22 protein-coding genes are annotated in these 25,111 nt (G+C 42.1%); 11 read left to right on the top strand and 11 right to left on the bottom strand.

Annotation, left to right across the window (positions count from 1 at the left end):
• Positions 1 to 280: 280 nt before the first annotated feature.
• The 3 genes from AO498_RS07100 (at position 281) to AO498_RS07080 (ending at position 5,277) form a co-directional block, all read left to right on the top strand.
• Positions 281 to 3,283 (top strand): PVC-type heme-binding CxxCH protein, encoded by a 3,003-nt coding sequence (locus AO498_RS07100; RefSeq protein WP_067550321.1) that lies wholly within the window; start codon positions 281 to 283, stop codon positions 3,281 to 3,283.
• Between the two features lie 403 nt (positions 3,284 to 3,686).
• On the top strand, positions 3,687 to 4,016 hold the full coding sequence (locus AO498_RS07090; RefSeq protein WP_067545233.1) for a hypothetical protein: 330 nt from the start codon (positions 3,687 to 3,689) through the stop codon (positions 4,014 to 4,016).
• Between the two features lie 418 nt (positions 4,017 to 4,434).
• Positions 4,435 to 5,277, top strand: a complete 843-nt coding sequence (locus AO498_RS07080; protein ID WP_067545227.1) for a hypothetical protein — start codon at positions 4,435 to 4,437, stop codon at positions 5,275 to 5,277.
• A 282-nt stretch (positions 5,278 to 5,559) separates the two neighbouring features.
• Here the strand turns inward: AO498_RS07080 and AO498_RS07075 are convergent, their stop codons facing one another.
• Entirely contained in the window at positions 5,560 to 6,726 is a 1,167-nt protein-coding gene (locus tag AO498_RS07075) for an ATP-binding protein (protein ID WP_067545224.1), read from the bottom strand.
• Between the two features lie 379 nt (positions 6,727 to 7,105).
• On the opposite strand from AO498_RS07075, the gene AO498_RS07070 reads away from it, so the two are divergent.
• Positions 7,106 to 7,831: an SGNH/GDSL hydrolase family protein gene (locus tag AO498_RS07070; protein ID WP_067545221.1), complete on the top strand. Its 726-nt coding sequence runs from the start codon at positions 7,106 to 7,108 to the stop codon at positions 7,829 to 7,831.
• 144 nt (positions 7,832 to 7,975) lie between these two features.
• A complete protein-coding gene (locus tag AO498_RS07065) occupies positions 7,976 to 8,905 on the top strand; it encodes an alpha/beta hydrolase (protein ID WP_067545218.1) in 930 nt (309 codons plus the stop codon).
• A gap of 76 nt (positions 8,906 to 8,981) precedes the next feature.
• Here the strand turns inward: AO498_RS07065 and AO498_RS07060 are convergent, their stop codons facing one another.
• The gene (locus tag AO498_RS07060) at positions 8,982 to 9,704 is read right to left on the bottom strand and encodes a class I SAM-dependent methyltransferase (RefSeq protein WP_067545215.1); all 723 of its coding nucleotides are present in this window, start codon (positions 9,702 to 9,704) and stop codon (positions 8,982 to 8,984) included.
• A 287-nt stretch (positions 9,705 to 9,991) separates the two neighbouring features.
• On the opposite strand from AO498_RS07060, the gene AO498_RS07055 reads away from it, so the two are divergent.
• The 3 genes from AO498_RS07055 to AO498_RS07045 all read left to right on the top strand — a co-directional run bounded on the left by AO498_RS07055 (position 9,992) and on the right by AO498_RS07045 (position 12,549).
• A complete protein-coding gene (locus tag AO498_RS07055; RefSeq protein WP_067550319.1) occupies positions 9,992 to 10,378 on the top strand; it encodes a heme-binding domain-containing protein in 387 nt (128 codons plus the stop codon).
• Between the two features lie 7 nt (positions 10,379 to 10,385).
• On the top strand, positions 10,386 to 10,850 hold the full coding sequence (locus AO498_RS07050) for a heme-binding domain-containing protein (RefSeq protein ID WP_067545212.1): 465 nt from the start codon (positions 10,386 to 10,388) through the stop codon (positions 10,848 to 10,850).
• A gap of 160 nt (positions 10,851 to 11,010) precedes the next feature.
• Positions 11,011 to 12,549: a M20/M25/M40 family metallo-hydrolase gene (locus AO498_RS07045; protein ID WP_067550317.1), complete on the top strand. Its 1,539-nt coding sequence runs from the start codon at positions 11,011 to 11,013 to the stop codon at positions 12,547 to 12,549.
• A gap of 3 nt (positions 12,550 to 12,552) precedes the next feature.
• Here the strand turns inward: AO498_RS07045 and AO498_RS07040 are convergent, their stop codons facing one another.
• Positions 12,553 to 14,832, bottom strand: coding sequence for a helix-turn-helix domain-containing protein (locus AO498_RS07040; RefSeq protein ID WP_067545209.1), 2,280 nt, complete (start codon positions 14,830 to 14,832; stop codon positions 12,553 to 12,555).
• A 110-nt stretch (positions 14,833 to 14,942) separates the two neighbouring features.
• Between AO498_RS07040 and AO498_RS07035 the strand changes: the two genes are divergently transcribed.
• The 3 genes from AO498_RS07035 to AO498_RS07025 all read left to right on the top strand — a co-directional run bounded on the left by AO498_RS07035 (position 14,943) and on the right by AO498_RS07025 (position 17,291).
• Positions 14,943 to 15,572 (top strand): FMN-binding negative transcriptional regulator, encoded by a 630-nt coding sequence (locus AO498_RS07035; protein ID WP_067545206.1) that lies wholly within the window; start codon positions 14,943 to 14,945, stop codon positions 15,570 to 15,572.
• Between the two features lie 94 nt (positions 15,573 to 15,666).
• Positions 15,667 to 16,458, top strand: a complete 792-nt coding sequence (locus AO498_RS07030; protein ID WP_067545204.1) for an endonuclease/exonuclease/phosphatase family protein — start codon at positions 15,667 to 15,669, stop codon at positions 16,456 to 16,458.
• On the top strand, positions 16,455 to 17,291 hold the full coding sequence (locus AO498_RS07025; RefSeq protein ID WP_067550315.1) for a 3-keto-disaccharide hydrolase: 837 nt from the start codon (positions 16,455 to 16,457) through the stop codon (positions 17,289 to 17,291). Before AO498_RS07030 ends, AO498_RS07025 begins: the two co-directional genes overlap by 4 nt.
• Before the next feature lie 56 nt (positions 17,292 to 17,347).
• Here AO498_RS07025 and AO498_RS07020 read toward each other — a convergent pair whose 3' ends face one another.
• The 8 genes from AO498_RS07020 to AO498_RS06985 form a co-directional block, all read right to left on the bottom strand.
• Positions 17,348 to 18,754 (bottom strand): Gfo/Idh/MocA family protein, encoded by a 1,407-nt coding sequence (locus tag AO498_RS07020; RefSeq protein ID WP_067545201.1) that lies wholly within the window; start codon positions 18,752 to 18,754, stop codon positions 17,348 to 17,350.
• Positions 18,755 to 18,910: 156 nt separating this feature from the next.
• Positions 18,911 to 19,114 carry a YgaP family membrane protein gene (locus AO498_RS07015; protein WP_067545198.1) on the bottom strand — a complete coding sequence of 68 codons (204 nt, stop codon included), beginning with the start codon at positions 19,112 to 19,114 and terminating at the stop codon, positions 18,911 to 18,913.
• 104 nt (positions 19,115 to 19,218) lie between these two features.
• The gene (locus AO498_RS07010) at positions 19,219 to 20,259 is read right to left on the bottom strand and encodes a glycoside hydrolase family 113 (protein WP_236778647.1); all 1,041 of its coding nucleotides are present in this window, start codon (positions 20,257 to 20,259) and stop codon (positions 19,219 to 19,221) included.
• 3 nt (positions 20,260 to 20,262) lie between these two features.
• A complete protein-coding gene (locus tag AO498_RS07005; RefSeq protein WP_067545195.1) occupies positions 20,263 to 21,015 on the bottom strand; it encodes a DUF6503 family protein in 753 nt (250 codons plus the stop codon).
• 174 nt (positions 21,016 to 21,189) lie between these two features.
• The gene (locus AO498_RS07000; protein ID WP_067545193.1) at positions 21,190 to 21,921 is read right to left on the bottom strand and encodes a hypothetical protein; all 732 of its coding nucleotides are present in this window, start codon (positions 21,919 to 21,921) and stop codon (positions 21,190 to 21,192) included.
• A gap of 144 nt (positions 21,922 to 22,065) precedes the next feature.
• Positions 22,066 to 23,361 carry a glycosyltransferase family 87 protein gene (locus AO498_RS06995; protein WP_148660195.1) on the bottom strand — a complete coding sequence of 432 codons (1,296 nt, stop codon included), beginning with the start codon at positions 23,359 to 23,361 and terminating at the stop codon, positions 22,066 to 22,068.
• A 44-nt stretch (positions 23,362 to 23,405) separates the two neighbouring features.
• Positions 23,406 to 24,335 (bottom strand): hypothetical protein, encoded by a 930-nt coding sequence (locus tag AO498_RS06990; protein ID WP_236778646.1) that lies wholly within the window; start codon positions 24,333 to 24,335, stop codon positions 23,406 to 23,408.
• A 77-nt stretch (positions 24,336 to 24,412) separates the two neighbouring features.
• Positions 24,413 to 25,105: a glycosyltransferase family 2 protein gene (locus AO498_RS06985; protein ID WP_067545187.1), complete on the bottom strand. Its 693-nt coding sequence runs from the start codon at positions 25,103 to 25,105 to the stop codon at positions 24,413 to 24,415.
• Between the last annotated feature and the right edge of the window lie 6 nt (positions 25,106 to 25,111).

The raw sequence follows: 25,111 nt of genomic DNA, 5'->3' as shown, positions 1-25,111 counted from the left end.
CTATAAGGCATTTCTGACAGTAGCATTTTTCCACCGGTTTGAGACAGAATACAATGCTGTATTCTGAGTTTAAATTGATTCAGATAAATTGTCAGATTTAGTAAAACTCTATGGTACTCTGTGATTCCTCAGTGAGACTCCGTGTTCCATAATTTTCCCCAATTGTAAAATCCAATCTTGAAATCACCTCAACTTTCTCCTTTGATCTCAAGGGCATTCCATCTATTTTGTATTGCAATTGATTTTCAAAAGAAATCAAGCTGATAACCCCAAAAAACCTATGAAAAAACCTATTCTAGCCTTGGCCGCTCTTGGCCTGTTGACTTTTTCCTGCGACACCACCAAGCCCCAACTTACCCAAGAACAGTACGATGCCCTCACTGACGAGCAAAAACGCTCGGTAGAGTTTGCGCTGGATGGAATTGAAGTATTGGATGATCGGCTGCAAATGACCCTTTTCGCTTCCGAACCTATGCTCACCAATCCGACCAACATGGACATTGATGACCGAGGTCGGGTCTGGATTACCGAAGCCTACAATTACCGTATCCAACTTAATCCTAAGAATCCCACCAAAGCTGAAGGGGATCGAATCCTAATCCTCGAAGACACCGACGGGGATGGGCAAGCAGATAAATCTACTGTTTTCTACCAAGGTACAGATATCAATGCGGCCTTGGGAATTGCAGTCTTTGGCAATAAAGTCTTCGTCTCCGTCAGCCCGAATGTTTTTGTCTTCACCGACGAAAACGGAGATGATGTGCCCGATAAAAAAGAGGTCCTTTTCACCGGAGTAGGCGGTGTCCAACACGATCACGGCATGCATGCCTTTACTTTTGGACCTGACGGAAAACTCTATTTCAATTACGGAAACGAAGGCAAAGGTCTTCACTATGCAGACGGAAGTCCTATTTTGGATCCGTTGGGAAGACCGGTTTCTTCCGAAACAGCTCCTTACCAGGAAGGCATGGTCTTTCGCTGCGATCCCGATGGTAGCAATCCGGAGGTCTTAGCTTGGAACTTTCGAAATAACTACGAAGTGGCTGTGGACAGCTACGGTCGCATGTGGCAAAGTGACAATGACGACGACGGCAACCGCTCCACGCGGATCAATTTCGTGATGGACTACGGCAACTACGGATTCAAAGACGAAATAACCAAAGCCGACTGGAGAACCCGCCGTGTGAATATGGAGGACTCTGTGTGGCGTCAACACTGGCATCTCAACGATCCCGGAGTAGTGCCCAACTTGATTCAAAATTATGCGGGTTCGCCCACAGGAATTTTAGTTTATGAAGGCAAACTCCTTCCCGAAGAATATCAGAATCAAGTCATTCATGCCGATGCTGGACCGAATGTAATCCGGATGTATCCTGTTCAGCCCTCAGGGGCAGGGTTTACCGGAGAAGTGGTTAAGATTTTGGATGGAAATAAACGAGATAATTGGTTTCGCCCATCCGATGTAACAGTTGCGCCCGATGGATCTCTCTTTATTTCGGACTGGTATGATCCGGGAGTGGGAGGCCATGCTGTGGGTGATTTGGACAAAGGAAGGATTTATCGGCTTGCTCCCAAAAGAGCTCAATACAAAATCGAAAAACCAAAATACAATACGGATGAAGAGCTAGTCGAGCTACTGCAAAACCCCAATCGAGCGGTACATTTTAATGCCTTTATGGCACTCAAAAAGAAGGGAACTGAAGCACGTGGGATCCTCGAAAAAATGTATGGGCTGGAAAACTCCAGAATGAAGGCACGTGCTTTTTGGCTCTTGATTCACATGCCCAATGGAGAAGAATTCATTCGCAATGCCGCAAAAGATTCAGATGAAAATATCAGAGTAGCAGCCGTAAAAGCTTATCGAATCAAGGGAATGAAGGATCATTCATTCTTGCAAAGCATGGCAGCCGATCCTTCCGATCAGGTGCGTCGGGAAGTAGCGGTGGCCATCCGATACGAGGATGCTTCCGACGTGTGGTTGAAACTTGCCGAAGGCTATCGCAGCGGTGACCGCTGGTACTTGGAGGCCTTGGGCATCGCGGCGGAATTCCGTTGGGACAGCTATTTGCCTACCTATCTGGCAAAAATTGGTCAAGGTTGGAGCAATTCTGCTGAGGCCAAAGACCTGATTTGGAGATCAAGATCGGCGGGTACGCCAGCGCTTTTGGAAGAACTGATCTTGGCGGAAAACAGTCCGGAAGATCACCGCTACTACCGGGCTTTGGATTTCCAAACTGCCGATTTGAAAAACCAAACCCTCAAAAACCTCTTGGCCAAAGGCCAAAATGAAGATCAGGTAATCATCCTGAGACAAGCGGCTTTTGACTCTAAAAACCCAGACGTCCAACTCCTCAACTTATCCAAAGCCAAAGCGGGAGAAATTGCCGACGATCGGGATTTCCTCGAGATCGTCCGAAAATACCAACTCAAAGACCAAAAGGAACGATTGCTTGCCTTGGTGTATCAGGAGGAAAACCGAGGCTTGGCCAATCAATCAGCCGGACTTTTCGCTTCACTTTATGGTATGGGCGAAATTGAGCAAGCGATGAAAAACTCAGATGAAGTTAAGGCCATAGCCGCTATCCGCAAGTTTGGCGCGGTAGACACACCTGACATGGCAACCCTGCTCAGCAAATTCTGGAAAAACGACCAAGCTTCCACGGCTGTCCGTACCGCCGCCATGGAAGAAGCCAAGGGCTACCAGTCTGAACCTTTCCTCTGGGAAATGGCTAAAACAGATCAAATTCCTTCCGACCTATTACCCATCGCACAAAAAATCCTGATGAGCAGCTGGAATGGAAACATCCGAGTGCTTGCTTTAGAAAAATATGGCGATAGCATCGCTCAGGGCTATGATTTGATCAAAATGATGTCTGCAAAAGGCGAAGTGGAAAAAGGAAAATCCATTGCTTCCACCTACTGCCTGGCTTGCCATAAAATCGGAAATGAAGGCGTGGACTTCGGTCCTGCCCTAACCCAGATCGGTGGAAAACTAAGCCGAGAAGCCTTGATCAATGCGATCATCAATCCATCGGAAGGCATGGGATTCGGTTACGAAACCCAACTTGTCAAATTTAAAGACGGCAAGGAAATCCGATGCATCGTCAACTCCAAAACCGAAAACGACCTGATCGTGAAGCTCGTCGGTAGCAGTGACCAAACTATCTACAAGCTCGCAAACATCACCTCCATCACCCAACTCTCAGAATCCCTGATGCCAGCCTTCCCGCTAAGCGAACAGGAATTGGTGGATTTGGTGAGTTATTTGGAGGGGTTGAAGTGATGGAGCAGCTAATTAATTCCCGAACTGTCTTGATAGAAAAGATATTTGGGTGTAGTTACAAACTACACCCAGTCCTAAGAAAGAGCCAATTGAAAATTGGTAAGGATATGAGAGGAATAACGAATTACAAATTGGTAGATATATAAGGGTGGAATTGCAAATTCCACCCAGTTTATAATCAGTGATTTGACTACGCCAAGCGGGGAGTTGTATTTTTTAAATTTCAAAGATTTTAAGACATTTAAACCTTTTAAATTAAGGTTTTTAGACATAATGCCCATTACGTCTTAAAATTAGGTAACAGGTGATTTACCTATTTCACCTAAAAAAATTAGCAAAAATAAAGGCGTTAAAAGATTTTTGTTACTTCGAAAATAGTTTAATAATTATCAAAATTTAACCTATGTTTAAAGTTCAAGTTCATCGAAAATTCATAGTACCCATTGCCTTTTCATTTATAATCAGTGGTTGTGCAAAGCCAAGTTATTGCGAATGTGTTGAAATTTCTAAAGAGGCAATATCAGGTAGCGTAGGACTTCCTTCTAATTTTGATTTGGATGAATTGGAAGATTGTGGCCAAAAGGTTAAGGAAGACATTGGCTTAAATTTGCCCGCTGACAAAATTGGTATAGACTTCATTCAACAAGTTTCTTACGAAATGTGTAACAATGGTTTTTATGAAGGCAAACATTCAGATAATCGAGGTAGAAAATATTATCCCCCTCAGAAATAAAATTTTTAAAAATAAAATCAATAAAAAATAAATTTCTATTTATCTGAATAACAATAACTTTTAATGATTTAACAAGATAAATATTGAAATGAATTTATAAACATTAATTAAAAAATCGTATTAGAATGAAGAATGTTTCAAAATTTATCCTGGGAATTATACTAATTTGGCTTTGGAATTATTTCCCATATTCTTACTCTTGTTATGAATACCCTTTAGTCGGCTGTTCTGAAACTGTATTCTGGTGGGACTTACCAACTGATTGGAAAGAATATAGGGGTATTAAATGGCAATCATACTTTTTTGCAAACACTTTTATATCACTAATCATTATTGTTATATTTAAAAAGATTAAAAACTCGATTAAAAATACAAATTGATTTTTTCCACAAACAGTTATATATAATGATTCTAAAAGATGAAACCAAATAATTACAGTGAATTAAATATAATACTCCTTTTATTTGCAGCATTATTAAATAGCTGTCAATCTGGACCATCAGCATGTGAATGTGTTGAACAATACAATTATTGGCATGAAGACGGAGGACTATTCAAACTCGATGAAAACAAGATTAATAATTGTACAGAGAAGTTCAGAGATTCTAATGCTAATTTATTTCCAGAAGATTTAAACAGCGCAGAAAGAAATGTAAGAAGTGAATGTGAGGCATTAAATAATTCTGAATTTAATATTAAGCAAGCGCAAGACGAAAATAGTTATATTCAAGATAAAAATGATTTTGAAAAAAAAGATTCTATCTCAGAAATTCATCCTCAAAATCAAATTAAACAAAATTCTTTGGAACATGAAGTCACCCTAAGAGAAAAAATAAATAAATTTTACAAATCGCTTGAATTACCAGATGAATTAAATGAAAAACAATCATTTGAAGGGAATGTAGTTTTTGATACTTCTGAATTTAACACTTTCCTTATTTCAAATTCAATTTATTCCAAAAAAAGGATTTCTAATTTAACAGGTAATTATCATGATCGATTTCACATAAAATTATTAAATATTGACTCCATTAGTTTTATTAAAGATATAGAAATTTTTACGACTATAGAATATTCAATTTATGAATTGGGAACTTTTGAAAATAGGGAAAAGTTGACATTTAACTATTTCAAGGATAGTTTAAAATTGAAAAGATGGGATGATTTAGGTCTTAAAGGAATGAAAATAAGTCAGTATGATGGATTAACAGAATTTAATTCTGATGAGTTTTATAACATTCTTGGTAGTGTTAATAATTAATTTATTATAAATCAGTAACACATAATCAATTTGACTTAAAGGCTTCCTTACTTATTATTCTCCGCTGAGCGGAGTTTGCAACTCCCCTCTTCTATTTTAGGGAATTTGCAATTCCCTAGAAACTATTCGGGTTCAGAAGTTCACACATCACCTTTCTATCCTATCGATCCCGTACAGTTGTCGAATTCACCCCAGCACCAAAAGGAACTTCAAAGGCAAAAAGAACAAACTTATCCGAGAGGATGGAGTTTGGTGTGACATAACAAGGCGTTCCCTTCAAGGTTAATTGCCCACTCTAAACCTACTCCAGGGAACCACATCCGCCATGGTTCTCGATTGAACTTGGTCCCCTCCATAGACCAGAATCTTTTGGGTGATCTTTTCATCAGAAATCGCTTCATATTTCCCCAATCCCTCCAGCAGGTTTGACATAATTGTTTGGGTTGCTTTGATTTCCACGATCGTTTTTTCCAGACCCTGATCAATAATCAAATCCACTTCGTTGCCTGAAGAGTCTCTCCAAAACCAGATATCCGATAGATCGCTTCGGTGATGCATCTGCTTGACATAGTCAGCGATGACCATGTTTTCGAATATCGCCCCTTTCAAAGGATCGGCTGTGAGCTGTTCAGCTTGTTGGATTTTCAGCAAATGTGCCAACAATCCCGTATCGTAGAAGTACAGTTTTGGAGTCTTGATGATTCTCTTGTTGAAGTTTTTATGATAGGGATACAGCTGGAAAGTGATGTAGCTATGTTCCAAGGCAGATAGCCATGCCTTTGCCGTGGGCTGACTAATTCCGGCTTCGTTGGCAAGGGAATTAAGATTGAGCAGTTGTCCAGCCCTACCGGCACATAATGCCAGAAAGTTTTGAAAAAGCCGCATATCCCTTACAGCGATCAGTTCGCTCACATCTCTGTTGATATAGGTTTGGATATAGTTGCTATAAAAGGTCTTCGAGGGAATATCCTTATCGTAGATGGCAGGATAAAAGCCTTTGACCATTTGGTTTAGGTAGTCTTCTGCCAATAGTCCCGCCCGTTGCAGTTCTTGGTTATCCAAAGGAAAAAGTTTGAAGATAGCGACCCTTCCAGCCAGACTTTGGGTGATGCGCTCCATAAGGTGGAAATTTTGCGAACCAGAAAGTACATAGATGCCAGTTTCGGGACTTTTCTCATCCACCTTGCTTTGTAGATAGGAAAAAAGTGCGGGAACTCTTTGCACTTCGTCAAAGATCACCTGGTGATCATATTCACTTAGGAATCCATTGGGGTCCGTTTCGGCGAAGTTTCTATAATCTGGATTTTCGAGACTAACGTATCGGTATCCCTTAAAGAGGCTCTTTAGCAAGGTGGTTTTTCCTGACTGCCTTGGTCCGGTCAGAGCAATGATCGGATACTTCGGGATCATTGCCTCAATTGCTGCCACTATATGTCTGTAAATCAGCATATTTTTTCCTCAAATGTAATTTCAATTTTGAAATAACACAAACCAAATTTTGAAATAACATAAGTATAATTTTGAAATTACCAGATCAAAACTTTGAAATCGAAGCACTTGATGACATGAGCCAAGAAAAAATCTACTGCCATAGCTAGGCGTAGTTTGCAACTACGCTCGACTATTCATACGAATTTGCAATTCGCTCAAAATGTCCAAAATCAAAAAAATCAACCAATTCAAAAATAATTGGAATATTAGTGCAGTGTTGCACACAATTCACAGGCTCCAAATTGAACTTCAAAGAAGTTGCGGATAAACAGAGCCTGGGTAAGTGATGCAAATAGCTGTCAAAGTCCTTATAATTACTAAATAAGAAAAATATCCCATGAAAATATCTCTCAAATTACTTGTTGTACTTTTCTTCTTTTTCATCTCCACCACTTCCCTGTTAGCACAGGACTTAACCCATTTGGAAGCGCTTAAAGGCTCCCCGAATTATGGAAAATCTGTTGCGGTATTTGGAGGTTCGGTATCCGTAATTCCACCGAGTGACAGTGCCAAAGTCATGTGGGAAAAATACCTTAACCTCAAAATCACCAATTTCGGAGTCCCGGGAGCAGGGTTTTCTTCTCTTCAGGGAAAGTCCCTTCAGCAGCAGGTGGATGAAGCGGGCGTTTTTGACATTTACGTTCTCTGGGCATCCACCAATGACTACACCAACAAGCGGGAAATTGGCGAGTACACCGATTATACGGAATTCGATGGGTTCAATGAGCAAAAGTTGACCACACAAGCTGGGGGGATCAATTATTGCATCAAAAAAATCTATGAGAAAAATCCAGACGCCATCATCTATTTCTTTACCTCCAGCAAGGCTTTTATCAATCGAGCTTCCTATGATCCTTTTGTTGAAAATGGAATGGTACAGTATGTAGACATGCAGAAAAAAATCTGCGCCCTTCATGGAATCCCGGTTTTGGATCAATTTGAAGTCGCAGGATTCAACACCTACAACCAAGGTAAGTTTTACCGAGACCCCATTCACATGAACTACTTAGGGTATCAAAAACTAGGAGAGCTCCAGGTTAGCTTTTTGGCTTTTCCAAAATAAAAGTTACCTGTTGAATGAATAAAGGAATAAGATCAATTCTTAGATAACCCATTCATAACTCATCTTTCCACTCAAATAATTTTCTGAGGGTATTTATCAGAAAATCAATAGCTTTTTAACTTTCAAACCCAAAAACCTAAGCTCATGAACAACCTTATCAAATCTGGCGTACTCGCCTTTTTGCTGGCCTCCTCTGTAACAGCATTTGCCCAAGACGGGACGATCTATCCTCTTGAAAATCCCGCAGAACCTAATGCCATCCTTCTCGGAACAGGAGGAGTGGACAATCAGCCCGCTCCTGAAACCTGGTTTCGGCAGTGGGGAGATCCAATGGCTCGAAATATTTCCACTGCTACCTTGACTCCCTTTCTTCCTGAACCTGGAAAAGGAAATGGAACTGCTGTAATTGTAGCACCGGGAGGCGGATTTAGCTGGCTATCTATGGGAAATGAAGGCTGGGAAGTAGCTGAGGCGCTTGCCAAGCAAGGAATTGCAGCCTTTGTATTGAAATACCGACTCAATCCAACTCCTCCATCTTTGGAAGACTTCTCCGCTTGGATGAACCGTCCTCGCACCGCACCAGCACCCTCTTCAGCAGCAACAGCAGGAACTCCCGCCCCAAGACCTCCACAGCGAGACCTTTCCAATCAATTGGAGGATGCGGAAGCTGCATATGCCATGATTGTCAATCGGGCTCAGGAATGGGGAGTGGATATCAATCGAATCGGAATGATCGGCTTTTCAGCCGGCGCTGGACTGACGATGCATGCGACACTAAATTCCAAATCGATGAAATTGGCCTTCATCGGACCCATCTATGGTGGCATGGGCCCTGTGGAAGTACCTGCCGATGCGCCGCCGATGTTTAACGTGATCGCTTCAGATGACTTCCTGTATAACGGTCAATCCGGCATCATCGAATCTTGGTATAAAGCAGGTCGCCCAGTCGAATTTCACTTGTACCAAAATGGTGGACATGGATTTGGACTCGGCAATCCCAATCGCACCAGCAATCGCTGGTTTGATGCCTTCATGCACTGGCTGGATGTAAATCAATTTTTAGCCAAAAAGTAAAACAAAGGCCTGCAAATCCATCTGAATTGCAGGCCTTTTTCTTATTCTCTATTCAATCTGTAAAGAAAAACTAGCGCTAATCCCCCACTTTCTCAAACACCAAAAAGTGCTGGATTTTCATAAACTTTCCATTTTCTACCAATTTAAATCCATTGGCTTCCAACTCCTTTTCAGCCTGTTTGACAGTCATCTTATGCAGTGGCTTAATGGCAATGGCAGGATCTTCCCCTCGGTATTCAATCAAGAGCAACTTCCCTCCTGGTTTAAGTGACTTTTTGATAGCGGCAAGCATTTCTACTGGAAACTCGAGTTCGTGATAGACGTCCACCATGATCGCCAAATCCACAGAGGCGACAGGCAGGTTTGGACTTTTCTCTGTACCCATGACGGGAATTACATTGGAAAATCCGAGTTCCTTGGATTTTGCCTTGAGATAATTAATCGCCTGATCCTGGATTTCTACCGCAAAGATTTTCCCCTGAGGAACTTTGGGAGCGATCTTAAAGGTGTAATATCCAGATCCCGCTCCAATATCAGCCACCACGCTAGATTCGGAAACGGGAAGATTTTTAATGGCCATGGAAACACTTTCCTCTTGTTCTCGAGATCTTCTTTCCAACCAAGACATGCCCTCAAAACCCATGACAAAGGAAATTTCACGTCCCATATAGACCTTTCCTATTCCATCATAACTAGGAGTCTTAAACGAATAAGGACTCGGGGAATTTTCCTGAGAAAAAGTTTGAGTAGAAAAGAGATTGAATAAAATCCAACTGATGACAAGGATCCACTGCTTCATAACTATTCTATTTTTAAGATAACTCCTCAGTGTTTTGAGGTGTTTGGATGAAATTTCAGTTTGAGGCCTTAATCCAATCCGATCTGACACTTTTTTAAATATTTTTTTGTCGATGAAATCTAGGAATTCAACCCTGAGTTTAAGGGTTTTGGTCTATTGAATTCCTAGAATTGTATTCTGAAATGAACCCTCAAAGCTTAGAATCAGTATATTTCACTACGTTTTTACCCAATAAAATTGCACTTTCAATTTCTTACACCAAATTTCTTTTTAACCCATTTTCTCCTATGAAAAAACTAGCTATTCTCCCTATTGCAGCCTTGGCAGGATTACTATTTCTGCAAGCCAATCCAAAACCAGAAGCGGACACCCTTGCAGCACTTCATCCTGAAATGCCCGCTCTACCCGCAGATGTTAAGGCCATCGTCCAGCAAAAATGCTACGGCTGCCACAATCCAAAATCTAAAAACGAAAAAGGAAAAGCCAAACTGGATTGGGATGCCTTAGAAGCCGCAAAAAAATCAAAAGCACTCGCAACAATGGGTAAAATCAAGGAAACGTTGGATGAAGGCTCAATGCCTCCAGCACGTTTTTTAGAATCCAATCCAGACAAAAAGTTGACTGCCGATGAGGTAGCTACTTTGATGCAATGGACTACTGGAAAGAAGAAATAAGCAATTCATGAAAACTTGGCAATACCTTTTGGGCGGATTAGTAGTGATCGGAATAGCGGTCCAGTTTGTTCCCAATGAGCTTCCTCCTGTACAAACTTCCAATCCAGGAGACCTGATCGGTTCGGGAATTGTGGAAGAGCCCATGGCCAATATTCTAAAATCCGCCTGTTACGACTGCCACAGCAACGAAACCAACTACCCATGGTATTCCCATGTCGCCCCAGTGTCTTGGTTAGTTGCGAAAGACACCCGGGAAGGTCGCGAAGAAGTCAATTTTTCCAATTGGCAAGATCTCGAGCTTTTGGATCAGTTGGCTATTTTAGATGATATCTCCTCGGAAGTTTCTGAAGAGCACATGCCCATGCCCATTTACACTTGGATTCATCCCGAGGCCAAACTTGATGAAAATCAACGTCAACAAATCTTAACTTGGGCTGAAACTACCATGGACAGGCTTGTCGAAGAGGAATAGGAATAGAAAAATCAAAAGCGAATTTTCATTTTCTACTGGATTCATGCTTAACCAAACGCCGGACGACACAAGAGTTCGGCGTTTTTGTTTTTTCTCCACCCAGCCCAAAATGTTTTTCTTCCATCCGATCTTTTCCTATTTTTTGAAAAATTCACCCTTTATGAAAAAGCTCCTCATCGGTGCGATGGCACTTTTGAGCCTACAAGCTCAGTCCCAAACCCTTACAATAGCAAATCTTGAAAAACTAACTGAAAGCTCCTGGCAGGATGGTATTTCGCTTCTGAAAGAAATTGTTTCCATGCCCAATGACGCATTTTTCCCAGAGCAAATCGAAGTCAACATCCAATGGTGCGAAGGTCAGTTTCAACAAAGAGGATGGACGACCGAGCGCCTGGAAACGGGAGGAATCCCCTTACTTCTCGTGGGAAAGCAAAATCCAAAATCTGCAAAAACCGCTCTCTTTTACTTTCATGTCGATGGCCAAGCGGTAGACCGTAGCAGATGGCAGCAGCCTGACCCTTACACTCCAGTCCTCAAAGAGCAACAGGCAAACGGTCAATGGGAAATTATTCCAATCGAAAAACTTCAGCAAGAATACAACCCTGACTGGCGAATCTATGCTCGCTCCTCCTCGGATGACAAAGGCCCCTTGGCTATGTTTATCACCGCTTGGGATGCGCTCAACAAAGCAGGAATTTCCCCGGATTATTCGGTGAAAATCATTTTGGATTTTGAAGAAGAGCAAGGATCTCCCAAGCTTCCCGGTGCAGTAAACCAATACAAGGAAAAATTGGCGGCTGATCTTATGTTGATTATGGATGGTCCCCGACACACCTCCAATCTTCCAACTTTGAGCTATGGAGCTCGAGGAATTTCAGAAATCTTTTTAACGACTTATGGACCTAAGCTACCTCAGCATAGCGGGCACTATGGAAATTATGCCCCTAATCCTGCTTTACTGATGAGTCAACTTTTGGCTTCAATGAAAGATGAGGAAGGGCGTGTTGTTATCCCAGGTTTCTATGATGGAATCAACCTCAGCGCAGAAGAAAGAGCAATATTAAATGCTGTCCCTGATGATGAACCAGCGATCAAAAAACGGCTCGGTTTAGGAAGAACCGATCAAGTGGGAGCTTCCTATCAAGAAAGCATTCAATACCCATCCTTGAACATCAGAGGCTTAAAATCTGCCTGGATTGGTCCAGAGGCTAGAACCATCGTGCCGGATGTTGCTTTGGCAGAAATGGATATGCGCCTTGTTCCGGAGTCGGACCCTAAGCGTCTGATTCAATTGATTGAGGAGCATATCACCAAGCAAGGATTTCATATTGTACGGCAAGACCCTACTGACGAGGAGCGGATGAACTATCCAAAAATCGTCAAAGTCAATACCTCAATTTCGTATCAGGCGTTTCGTACTCCTCTCAATTCTCCTGCTGGAGATTGGCTGCGAAAAGCCATGACCCGTGCCTTTGATCTAGCCCCCGTTCAAATCCGAATTTCAGGAGGTTCTATTCCGATTTCACCCTTTGTGGATGCCTTGGGAATACCAGCGGTAACGATTCCAACGGTCAATGCAGACAACAATCAACATAGCCCAAATGAAAATCTTCGACTGGGAAATTACAAGGAAGGAATCTTGACGATCATGTCCGTACTTTCTGAACCTATGGAAAAAATGGCTCTTCCGAAAAAATAAACCCTAGGTTGGATCAGGTCGAGAATCCAAGATGGCACGTAAAGTTTCATAGTCAATCTTACCTTCGAAATGATCAAAATAAGCTTTCAATCCTTCTAAAGGCGGATCCACTTGCAGTACTTCCTGAGCGACTTCTGGCTCAACAAGTTCATGCAAGTGGATTTTTCCTTGTTTGACCCCATGGGCCAGATGTCCAATTATCGTGGATAAGGCAAGTCCTCGATCGGCGGCTATTTCTCCGGGTGTTTTACCTTCCTGAAAAAGCCGAATACTCCAAGCCTTCGTATCTTCCTTCTTTTCTTTTGGCTCTTGAGAAAGGGAAGTTTTAGGACTTTTTGATTTTTTCCTTCCTGATTTGGTGGATGTTTGGGTTCCGAGATCGGGATGTGCGATCCGCAAAGTTTGAATGATCTTCAATCGCATTTTCCCAGCCTCTTGGTCAAAATCACCGATTTTTCCCGGAATCTCTCCTTCCAGAATCCGATGAATCAACTGGCCCACTCTCGCGATTTGGATAAACTTCTTCAGGAGTTCCAATTCCAGCTCACTCAAGTCATTTTGGTAGCTTTTGATTCGTGATAGAGATTCGGTTTTTAATTCTTGGAGAAGGATGATTTCGATGGGTTTTCGAATGAGCGCGAGGTAATATTCCATGCCCTTTTCCAATCGGACTTGAAGCTTTTCCCGCTGACCAGAGAGCAAAAGGGAAAACAGTTGGCTTCGAAACTTTCGGGTATTTTCCAATTCGGACTCCAAAATCCCATAAACCTCTGGAATCGCTTTTTCCATTTCAGGATCTTCGAAAGCCATCGAACTATCGTGCTCTTTGGCAAATTGTCTGAGCGAAAAAATCAACGAATCCACTTCAAATGTTTGATCAATGAGCTCCTGCAGATAAGTTCCTTGTCTCTGAATGAGTAGATGTTGAAGATTTTGGGACTGATCCGCTGATTGAACGAAAGAAACCACCTTGGGATCCGTGTAAAGCACATCTTCGCGGATTCGAGTCCCCAAAATCAGCCCTTCTATACTTCGAAGTCGACTTAGTGCAACATAGACTTGCCCCGGTGCAAAGGCCTGTCCCACATCAATAATGGCTTGATCAAACGTCAATCCTTGACTTTTATGGACGGTGACAGCCCAGGCGAGTTTGATGGGATAATGTGAAAAAGTCCCGATTAACTCCTCTTCAAGTTCCTTGGTATCCGGATGAATTTGATACTTTTTATTTTCCCAGAGCTCTTTTTTGAGCGTATACTCTGACCTATCCCCATCCATTTCGACGAGGATTTCATCCTCCTCCAATCCTAGCACTGTTGCTAATTTTCCATTGAAATAAGAGGCAAGCCCAGAAGTATCATTTTTGATAAACATGATCCTTGCACCTACTTTCAATTCTAGTGCTTTGGGTAAGGGGAAAAGTGCTTCGGGAAAGTCATTTTCAATTTCGGCGAGGTAAAAGAATGATTCCCCTGGCAAATTGGTCAATTCTCGACGGTTGATTTCATCGGCCTTGTAGTTATGCGTAGTCAGAGTAATACAGTCCTTAAGATCTCGGATTTGTTCAGGAGTTTTATAGTGAGAATTGAGAATCCGAATATCTTCCAGAGAAGGTCTATTGTCGCGGAGGTTATTCAAGATGCGGATAAAAGTCTCGTCTTGCTGTCGGAAAATTTTATCCAATTCCAAATAAATCATTCCGGAATCCTTCAAGGCTTTCGCTTCAAAGAAATGCATGGATGCGTAAAACTGCTTCATGACCTCCCATTCCTCGTCTTTAACTACCGGGGGAAGTTGGTACAGATCCCCGATAAAAAGGACCTGAATTCCTCCAAAGGGTGTACTATAACGTCTTTTGACACTTCGAAGTCGATAATCAATCGCATCCAAAACATCCGCCCTCAGCATACTTACTTCGTCGATTACCAAAAGATCAATGGATTTGAGGACGTCTTTTCGGAATTTATTTAAAGGATGCTTTCGTGCAAGGGTAGATTGAGAGACAAAGCCAAAACGCTGAGTATAATTTCCTTCCGTCTCTCGCACGGGCAAGAAACTTCCAAATGGAAGGAGAAATTGAGAATGGATGGTCACCCCTCCGGCATTGAGCGCCGCAATCCCTGTGGGAGCCACAATCACAAATCGTTTATAGGTTGTTAATGCCAATTCTCGAAGAAAAGTCGTCTTGCCGGTTCCGGCTTTTCCTGTCAAAAAAATGGGGGCTGAGGTGGTATTGACAAATTGGGCAGCGAGACGGAGTCGATCTGTTGAAAAATTTTCCATAAACTAAACTACTATTTATTCCAAAGAATTGAAATAGCGCCCTTGATTTCCCTGATTTTCTTATCAAGAATTGAAGGAATTAAAGCAAATTCCATCCGAAATTGATTCCTATGTACATTCATCCAAAAAACATCTGGACCAAAGAAGCCGATCTCATTAAATTCATTCAGCAAAATGCTTTTGCCACCTTGGTATCAAGGGTGACCAATCGTCCTTGGGCTACGCATTTGCCTTTGATCTTAGAGAAAGATCAAGACGGTCATCCAATCCTTTTAGGCCATCTAGCTAAAGCAAATGCTCAATGGAAGGAGATCGAAAATGAAGAAGTATTGGCGATTTTTCAAGGGCCTCATGCTTACATTTCTTCTTCTTGGTACAACCATGAAAACGTCCCTACTTGGAATTATCAAGCCATTCATGTCTACGGAACGTGTCGAATTATTGAAGGAGAGCACTTAATGCATCACCTCAAAACCATCGTGGACAAGTACGAAGATGGCCGACCCAACCGGGTAAGTGTAGAAAAAATGAGCGATTCTTATGTTCAAGGGCAGGTAAAAGCCTTAGTAGGAATCGAAATCAAAGTGAGCGAAGTTCAGGCGAGCGCTAAACTCTCGCAAAATCGGGATCAAGTAAACTTCAAAAACATCATTCTCAAACTTCAGGAAAGTCCATTGCCCATGGATCATCAAGTTGCTTCGGAAATGGAAAAAATATTGAATGCAGATGGAGAAGGATAATTTCTCAATTACTAGGCAGCTTCATTTCATCGTAAAATTCCTCCAACCATCCCATGAACTACTTACAAAAGAATGAATTTTAATACATTTGAATATGAAGCGACTTTTCCTTTACGCCTTGATTTTTCTGGCTGGCCCAAGGATTTCTTTTGCCCAAGAAATCAAAATTATCAGTTATAACATCTACCACGGCGAATATCCAGATCAAGCCTCCAAACCCAACTTGGCGGATATTGCTAATCTTTTTATCCAATTGCAACCTGAGGTCATTGCCCTTCAGGAGGTAGATAGCATGACCGAACGATCTGCAAGGATTTACTCCGAGCCTATTGACCTCATCAAAAAGCTAAGCTGGGAAACTGGCTACAGGGGATATTTTGGAAAAGCAATGGAATTTGGTGGAGGAGGATACGGAGAAGGTCTTCTGGTAAAAAAAGGAAGTCAATACCGAACCATCGCCTTGCCGACCCCTGCCGGCGGAGAACCAAGGGCTGCAGCTTTTGTAAAGGCCGAACTTAAATCCTTGGAAGAGTTCTATTTTGGTGGAACTCACCTTTGTCATGAGTTTACCGACAATCGGATCGCTCAAGTGGATTCACTCTTTGCTTATGCAGAAACTCTAAGCAAGCCAGTCATTTTAGCCGGTGATTTCAACTTTGGCCCTAATTCTCCCGAATACAATCGAATCCCCAGTCATTGGAAAGAAGCCGGTGCTGTGGCTGGAAATACCCAAAAAACATACGATTCAGAAAATGGAGCCAGAATTGACTTCATTTGGTATGACTCTAGAAAATTTGACTTAGTCGAATATAAAGTTATCGAAGTGCCATTTTCGGATCACTTTCCAGTATGGGCAGTGCTAAGAATGAAAAAAGACCAGCAATGAAAAAAACGTGGTTAATTCTGCCCGCGATCCTAGGGATAGCCCTATTCTTTCAATTTACCTTTAAAAAGGAGCAACCAACTTGGACGGACCTATTTAATGGCAAAGATTTGAAAGACTGGACACCCAAAATCCGAACCCATGAACTAGGTGTGAATTTTGCAAATACTTTTCGAGTCGAAGATGGATTATTGAAAGTCCGTTACGATGGATATGAACAATTTGACCAGCAATACGGCCACCTATTTTATAAAACTCCCTATTCTTACTATTTGCTGAGTATCGAATACAGATTTGTCGGTGAGCAATGTCCTGGTGGAGAAGGCTGGGCACTTCGAAATAGCGGAGCTATGTTGCATTGCCAAGATCCCAAAACGATGCTCAAGGATCAGGATTTCCCCATTTCTATTGAAGCACAATTTTTAGGAGGAAATGGAAAAGACAAACGTAGTACTTGCAACCTTTGCACTCCTGGCACAAATGTGGTCATGGGAGACTCCTTGTTCACTCCCCATTGCATCAATTCTATTTCGGAAACTTATCATGGCGACCAATGGGTGAAAGCAAACTTTATCGTATTGGGAGACACAGAAGTGCATCACTTGGTGGGTAAAGACACCGTCATCAGTTATTACCAACCTCAAATAGGAGGAGGAAATGTCTCTCCTTTTGACCCATCAATCAAAGTTGACGGGAAGAAAATAAACAGTGGATATATTAGTCTGCAAAGCGAAAGTCATCCGATTGATTTTCGAAGGGTAGCCTTAGTTGATCTCTCTTCTATCAAAGACGATCCAAGAAAATTGGCAGAAAGAGTTCAAACCTTATTGAAATAAAGATTATACTAACCAAAAAAAAAGAGGCCGAAAGCCTCTTTTTTTGTTATCAGTAACTAAACCCTCACTTTGGTGGTTCCTCCACCTGCAAGCGTAATCGGAACTGGAGTATTTGTTTTCCAACTGCCACCAGTAAAATCAGGAACATCGATTGAGTTAGATCGATTGGCTACTGACCATTCACTAAGTGGAGAAATACAGCTCCAAAGCGCCGCATCATATACATCCTGATCCAGAGGAAGACCATTCCTTAGGCAGTCAATTAATCTCCAATCCATCATAAAATCCATTCCTCCGTGACCGCCAATTTGCTTGGCTAGCTCTCCTACTTTCTGGACAATTTCAGGCGTATATTTTTCTTGAAGGGCTTTCATTTCATCTTCCTTCATCCAGCTATGACCTTTGGAAACTTTCTGATCTGGATATTTTTGGGCATACCCTTCGGTTCCGCTAACTACATGCAATCGGGAATACGGACGAGGTGAAGTCACATCATGCTGGATCATAATGGTCTTTCCATGCTTGGTTTTCACCACAGTGGTATTCATATTTCCACGGTAATTTTTGGCTGCAAATTCATTCCAAAATGAATCCTGCATGGCCAATTCTTCTGCCTTTTTCTTCATTTGAAAATCAGCCGAAGAAACCGAAGTCAAATAATCCATTTGATCTCCACGATTGATATTCAGGATTTGGCAGATCGGGCCTAGTCCATGGGTAGGATATAAATTTCCGTTTCTTAAATTTTCTTTCAGCCTCCACATTCCTTGATAGCCTTTGTCTTTGTCAAAATTCAACCAAAGCAAATCATGGATATAAGCCCCCTCCACATGTAAGACTTCTCCAAAGAAACCCTCACGAGCCATTTTTAAAGTCATCAATTCAAAAAAATCATAACAGCAATTTTCCAATTGCATGCAATGCTTTTGAGTTCGTTCGGATGTTTCCACTAATTGCCAACATTCGTCAAGTGTCCTGGCTGCAGGGACTTCCACTGCGGCATGTTTGCCCGATTCCATCGCATAAACGGCCATTGGAGTATGCCATTCCCATGGCGTGGCTATATAGATCAGGTCCAAGTCAGGTCGCTCACACATTTTTTTCCAAGCATAGGGACTTCCCGAATACAATTCAGGCCGATGAGGAGTCCCTTCAAGCGATTTCTTTGCCTTTTCGGCGCGCTCAGGAAGCAAATCACATAGCGCTTTGATTTCGACTCCTTCAATTTTGCTCAGACGATCTACCGCTCCTGGTCCTCTCATCCCCAATCCCACAATTCCAACACGAACTGTTTCTAATTTAGGAGCTGCAAATCCACTCATATTAAAGGTTTGAACTCGGCTAGCCCCATAGTTCGCCTCTAAGGGCAAGGTTTGAAATTCATTTGCGAGGGCACTGCCTGCCCCAAAAAGTCCCAATCCAGCCAATCCGGTGGATTTCAGAAATTCTCTTCGTTTATTCATAGCTTGGGAATAAGGTTCGGATGTTACCTCAGCTATTTACTAAAAATTTTAAAAAAGTCTGAACCAACCATCAGAAAGAAAAAAAACCGGAAGTATTCACCTCCGGTCTTTCCCTCAATTTGAAAGCACTATCAATTATCTATTCTCAAATCATTTCTAATTCTTTTTGCAGGTATTGATTCCCACCAAAACATAAAGTGGGCAAAAGCTAACCAAGGAAGTAAGAGCGAAAATAGCAGCTACAGCCAAGGCTATAATTCCCCATGTACCCGTAATTATTCCAGTGAAGTAAAAAACAACCAAGACCACGGCAAGAATTAAACGAATTCCTTTATCGAGACTTCCCATATTCTTTTTCATGATCTTGGTCTTTTAATTTAGGACTGTTTGGCAACGATTACGACACTAAAGTAATCCTCGATCTATCCCAAGACCATGACAAAAGTCACACAGGCAATTGATTTTCAGTCTGCTGAAAAATAAGTAGCAAGAACTTTCTCTGCCGCCTTCCCTTGAGGCGTAAAATCAGGCTCACGGGAATGACGCTCTGGATACCATTTCCAAAAAAATACACCAGCTAGCCAATCCTTTTTCCAGGCAGTCTGAAAAAATGCCTCATAACAAAGCGCCTGAACCTCCTCTGAAAATTGAGTTTCCCGACGCTCATTGGGCCAAACCCAAGGTTGAATGGCCGCATCCACTGTATTGCAATAACCGATTTCGGTGAAAAGTACCGGCTTTTTAAATTTTCGAATCACCTTTTCAATTTGAGGAAGATGGGAGTTCCAAGATTGCATAAGTTCTTGGAGTGTAGGATTGTGGTTTTTTGCCAAGGGGAAATAGGCTTGGACACCAATGTAATCAAGCGCATCCCAAAATTTGACTTGCTCAAATTCAGTGAAATTGGCGGCATAGGTCAATTTTCCGGAATACACTTTTCGGATTTCAGCTATGATGGCTCTCCATTCTTTCTCCCGAGTTGAAGTCTTTTCTAATTCTGTTCCCACGCATAGCATGGGCATTTTTAATTCTTCCGCCAAACGGGCATAATCGAGAATAAAGGCTTGATAGTTCGCAAACCAGCTTTTCCAGTCCTCCTCGGATTTCATTTCGATCTCCCCTACCCAAGCTTCTCTAACCCAAAGGTGAGGTTTGAGCATATTCATCATTCCAAACTTGGAAGTCGAATCTAAGGTGACTTTGATCCCCAAAGGTGTCTCGCCCCACCAACGTCTATTGTTGCTCATGTCCCAACGGATTTCGGGAGAATTCTTGTCAGATTGCCAACCAAAAGGTGTTTGAGAAAGTGCGTTGGCACCTGTGGAAAAAAGGGCATCCACTTCCCCTCCTGTGAGCGGCTGCCTGCTACCAACCCAGCAGACTCCTTTCCATTTTTCTTCTGACCTGATTAACTCACCTTCAGGGAGAATCCACCAAGCCAGAGCCAACAAAAAAACAAAGCCCACTGAGCTAAAAAGATACGTTGCTTGGGTGGGCTTGGTCATAGCTTAGTTTTTTGGAAGTGCTTCGACTTGGATATTTTCGAGATTGATTTCGGAGAGCTTCTCCAATTGGCCAGATTCAAAAAGTACCTGCATATTGTCGAGTGGAGTATCCTTATCGGTAGGTTTATAATTGATATAGTTTTGAAAACGTATTCCGCCCACTTCCTGTACACCACTGACTTCACGAAGTCTTACTCCCCCTCCATCGGTGTAATAGAGGTAAGCCATATAATCCATCAAGTGATCATCCTGTCCAAACCAGTATAAGAATTGATCTTCAAAATGATCTCCTCCACCTTCAGCTTGGAAAGTCACTCGGATCAAATCATACTTTTCTCCTTTAATTTCGGTTTGTCCAACCAGAGTTTTTACAGCAGCTGGATCATTGAGACCATAGGGTAAAAAGGCAAAATAGGCGACTGAATTAACTGAACGGGAAAAAGCTCCGACACGCTCTTCGGTCAAGGTATCAATCTTGACTCCATTTACAGTTCGGACAAATCCTGAGTTGTTCAATACATCTTTTACCAAACCTGTTGAATCAGAGAATTCCCGAATGTATTCGTATGCATTCGGAGACTTGAAAATGGTGTAATGGGTATTCCGAAAATCAAATTCAATTTTGACTTGTTCGTAGGTATCCCCTCCATGTGCCCCGATGGCAGCGTCTACGATTTTTTCAGCCTCAGTTCGCTGTTTGCAGGAAATGGCAGACAGCACCAAAAGAAAAAAGAAAAGGAATTGGTTGGTTTTCATAATCTTAAAGATAAGGGGAAATACGATTGAAATAGTGTTGAAACACATAGAGATATAATCGAAATCACACCTCCTTTGAAGGTTGAAATACTTTGAAATATTTCGCGAAGCATATTTCACCGACCGAAGGGAGGTATATCTCCAGTGTATCTTACTATTATTTGAATCTTGTTTTTACTGTTTTTCAACCTGATACTCCGAGTACCTATACTCAGCCCTGAGAAATAAGCGTTCGCCTTTTTCATTGACTCTCCAGCTTTCTCTTGTTCCGTGTAGTTTGAGTCCATTGACATCTTCTTCCGAAAGGTCATAGACTAGACTTCGATGATCTTTGAGTTGAACTTCATTTCCAACCATCAAGAAAGACATTGGATCAAAAAAGTACCACCATGTATCTGAATCGGGTCCGTAATCTACCCGAATGGATTCGACTTCATTACCATTTTCTAAGGTCTTTTTTCCTTCATAAATCAGCTTCCCACCTTTGTCCATCAATTTCCAAGGTTGCGCGACGGTGTAAAAAGCTGCATCAAAATCCTTCTTTTTGGAAGCTAAAAAGCCCTCATTCTGCACCTCATTCCCACCCATTTGGTAGCGGATTTTAGCTCCGTCCCAACTGATGACATGCTCAATACTATCCTTTTCCCACGAGATTTTTCCTTCGAAAAAGGGCTTAAACCGAAACTCATGCCATTGATCGAGTTCGGACTCCACGTTGCCGTTTTCATCTAAAAGGCGAGTCCATTTCCGGAATTTAAGTTGGGTGAGATTCTCCCAAGCTTCTTGCCCCCCATGTGCTTCAATGGATTTCTCCAGCAAGTCTTGGGCCTGCTGCTCAGGGCTTTTGGTACAGGCAAACTGAGTTAGAAAACTGAGTAGGATAAGAAGTCGAAGAAGTGGTTTCATAAAGCGAAATTAGAGATTCTGTTCAATTGTAAATTCATTTAGAGATGGCCTTAGATGACATGATTTTTTACCGGATAGAAATGGACGATTTTTTTTAAACCACATAGGCACATAGAAAACATAGAAAAAAGCTTAATGAAAAATCTATGTGACTTCTATGTGTCTATGTGGTTTCATTTTTTTTGAGAAGTAATCCAAATAGATCCCCAGAACTACCAGACCATATTCCAAAATCAGATATAAATACTGCTCTTGGAAATCAGCATTTTCATAGGCCTGATAGGAGAAGATCGCTCCAAAGCCCCAGAGCGAAAAGGTCATTTTCCCTCGCAACACACTCAATCCCAAGGCCGGCAAGATATACCAAGGATGTACAACCGGCTGTAAGATCAGGTAAACCAAGTAAATCAGTACCATCAAATCGACCAGTTCGAAGAGGGATTTTGGTTGCCTCTTCCAGGAAAAATACCCGATCAGGATACCCGTGGACAAACTGAGGATTTTCGTCAAAAAAGCGATCGTATTGTATCCCTCTATCCAAAAGCCAACTTCACGAAGCAAGTAATAGATCGAGGCATTAAACTCAAATTTGCCCTGATACAATTTGAGGCTTTGAGCAAAATTGACCCAAGAATGTTCAATCAAAAGCGGGGTAAAACTGATCAGTGTAGCGAGTGCAGTTCCAACCCAAAACCAGACCGATTTTCTCGATTTTCCCAAAGCCAAAAATGCTGGGGCCAGCATCAGAGGAAGGAGCTTCATTCCTATCGCAATTCCCCAAAAGCCACCTGAAAGCCCCAATTTCCCTTTTTGAATCGCCCAAATCGATGCCATCAGAAAAAGTAGCACCAAACCCTCAAAATGTAGATTTCCAGTGATTTCCATAATCACCAAAGGATTGAACCAATACCAGAAAATTCGTTTGATTGGAAGTTGAAATGCCATCAAAATCTTCCAAAGTAGGACAAATACTCCTATTTCGCCCAACAGTAAAATCAACCGGAGAGTGAAATATCCATTCCAAACAAAGCACTTTGAAGCTTTGGCTCCCAACCAGAAAATCGCCTGATTGAGCGGTGGATAGACGGAATAATAATCTGGGGAATTCAGATTATCGAAAAGTTGATTGAGATAAGAATTGTCGGGATCATCATTTGCCTCTTGCCATTCCCGTGGTGTTTGATCGTAAGGATTCTGGTCGATTTTCAGCAGTTCTCCGTCCCAAAGAAATCGAACAAAGTCATCTGACCACTGTGGAGCAAATGGAAAAACTGCCAATCGAAGCAGCAGTCCTGCCAATAACACGCTTCGAAAGTTGAGCTTTTCTTCTGCTAAAAAAAACAGCCCAACCATCCCCGCAAAAGCCAATGAAAACAGCAAAAAAGTCAAGCTAAACTCTTCCCTTGGCACCTGAGCAAGGAAAAACAAGATTCCCGCCATGGCGAGAATCAAAGCATATTTGAAGGGTGTTTTAATCCTGCTGATCAAAGCCCCAAATCCTTTCTCAAGGGTTCGTACACTTTTTCATTCTGCTTCCAGTATTCAAGCAGCTGCATGTTGGTACGGGTGGCTGTAGTAACTTCCTGTTTTCCGTCTGAATTGGTCCAGGTTTCGGTAAATCCCAAGATTTCGAATGGAAAAAACTGATTATAGCGAATGGTAAGTTTTCGGCCTATTTCAGAATAAACCACCTCAATCTCGGACTGATTGGAACCCAAGTCGTTTTTAGAAATAGTGGCCTGTTCAGCTTTCAGAGGAATGTGGGCAAAGCGCTGAAAGATCAAACTTGGAATCAAAAGTTGATTTCCCATGGATACTAATTCAGGATTAAGTCGAATCAGATTAAAAAGCTCTTCTTCTGTTTTTGCATCAATTTTCGATTCCACATCCCCCTCTGATTCAAAATAGGAAAAGAGTTTGGCGTTGTATTTTCCGTTTTTGAAATTCAACTGGGAAAAAGACTGCCCGCACCATTCGGTTACCGAAGCCGTCAATTTGGGCGAAGGAACTTCCTCATAGACAGGCGTGAAAACCGAAAGCATGGTATGATACGGATAGACGCCAGTCAGAAACTCCCTGGTCATGTTCAATTTCATCACCTTTTGGGCATCGGAAGGTCGATCTTGAGGATTGTCCAGCTTGACTTGCTTGGATTTGGAAAAATCCTCCGTCACAAAGATCATCACCGCTTTGCCGGGACGAACCTCTCCGTAGCGACTTTGCTGCAAGTCAAAGACATTGATTTCCGCTTTTCCCTGGTACCAATACTTGGCAAATTGCTCTTCTTCGACTCCTTCGCGGCCGGAGGAATTGCAGGAAGAAAGGAAAGCCAGAAAAAAGAAGAAGAGTATAAATGATTTGAAATTTTGGATTTCAAATTTCGGATTTCGGTGCCTTCGGAGATAAGTGTTCATTTTCTGAATTAGAAATGAGTTCAAATTCTATGATAGTGCTTCCAAATTGCGAATTGGGACAGAACACTACCTACTTTTTACCAATACTTGAAGATCGTAAAAATAATCTTATACCCCGCTCCAATCACACCTTTGACCGTGCCGCTGACTTTTGACACGCCGATGCGCTTACGATAGTTGACCGGCACTTCAGTGTAGCGCAATCCGGCTTTGTGGGCTTTGATCTGCATCTCGATGGTCCAGCCAAAGTTTTGATCGACCATATTCAAGTCCAAAAGCTTTCTCCAAACAATTGCCCGAAAAGGCCCCAAATCAGAGAATTTTGCCCCTTGAATGTACTTCATCATCGTCGTCGCCAGCCAGTTACCAAAAACTTGAGGTAGGGTCATTGATCCAATTTCCCGTTGCCCCAAGGCTCTTGACCCGATCACCATATCGGCTTTCCCATCCAAAATCGGCTGTACCAAATCGCTCATCTCCTCGGGATAGTCACTGTAATCCCCATCCAAAAAAACCACGATATCCGGTTGGATTTCCTGCTTTTTGAGCCAGTCCATCGCAGTCAAGCAGGCTTTTCCGTAGCCTTTTTGAGGTTCGAAGACGACTTTGGCCCCTGCTCCTTCTGCGGCTTGTTGTGTTCGATCGGTGGAATTATTGTTGACTACGACGATGTTGCGGACAAACTTTGGAATCTCAGCAATGACTTTTGGGATGGACTTTTCCTCGTTGTACGCAGGAATAATGACGTCAATAATCGGCGGGTGATTCATGGAATG

The sequence above is a fragment of the Algoriphagus sanaruensis genome (assembly GCF_001593605.1).
Classification (GTDB): Bacteria; Bacteroidota; Bacteroidia; order Cytophagales; family Cyclobacteriaceae; genus Algoriphagus; species Algoriphagus sanaruensis.
Note: the sequence above shows the minus strand (reverse complement) of the source record. Positions and strands in the feature narration are given on the sequence as shown.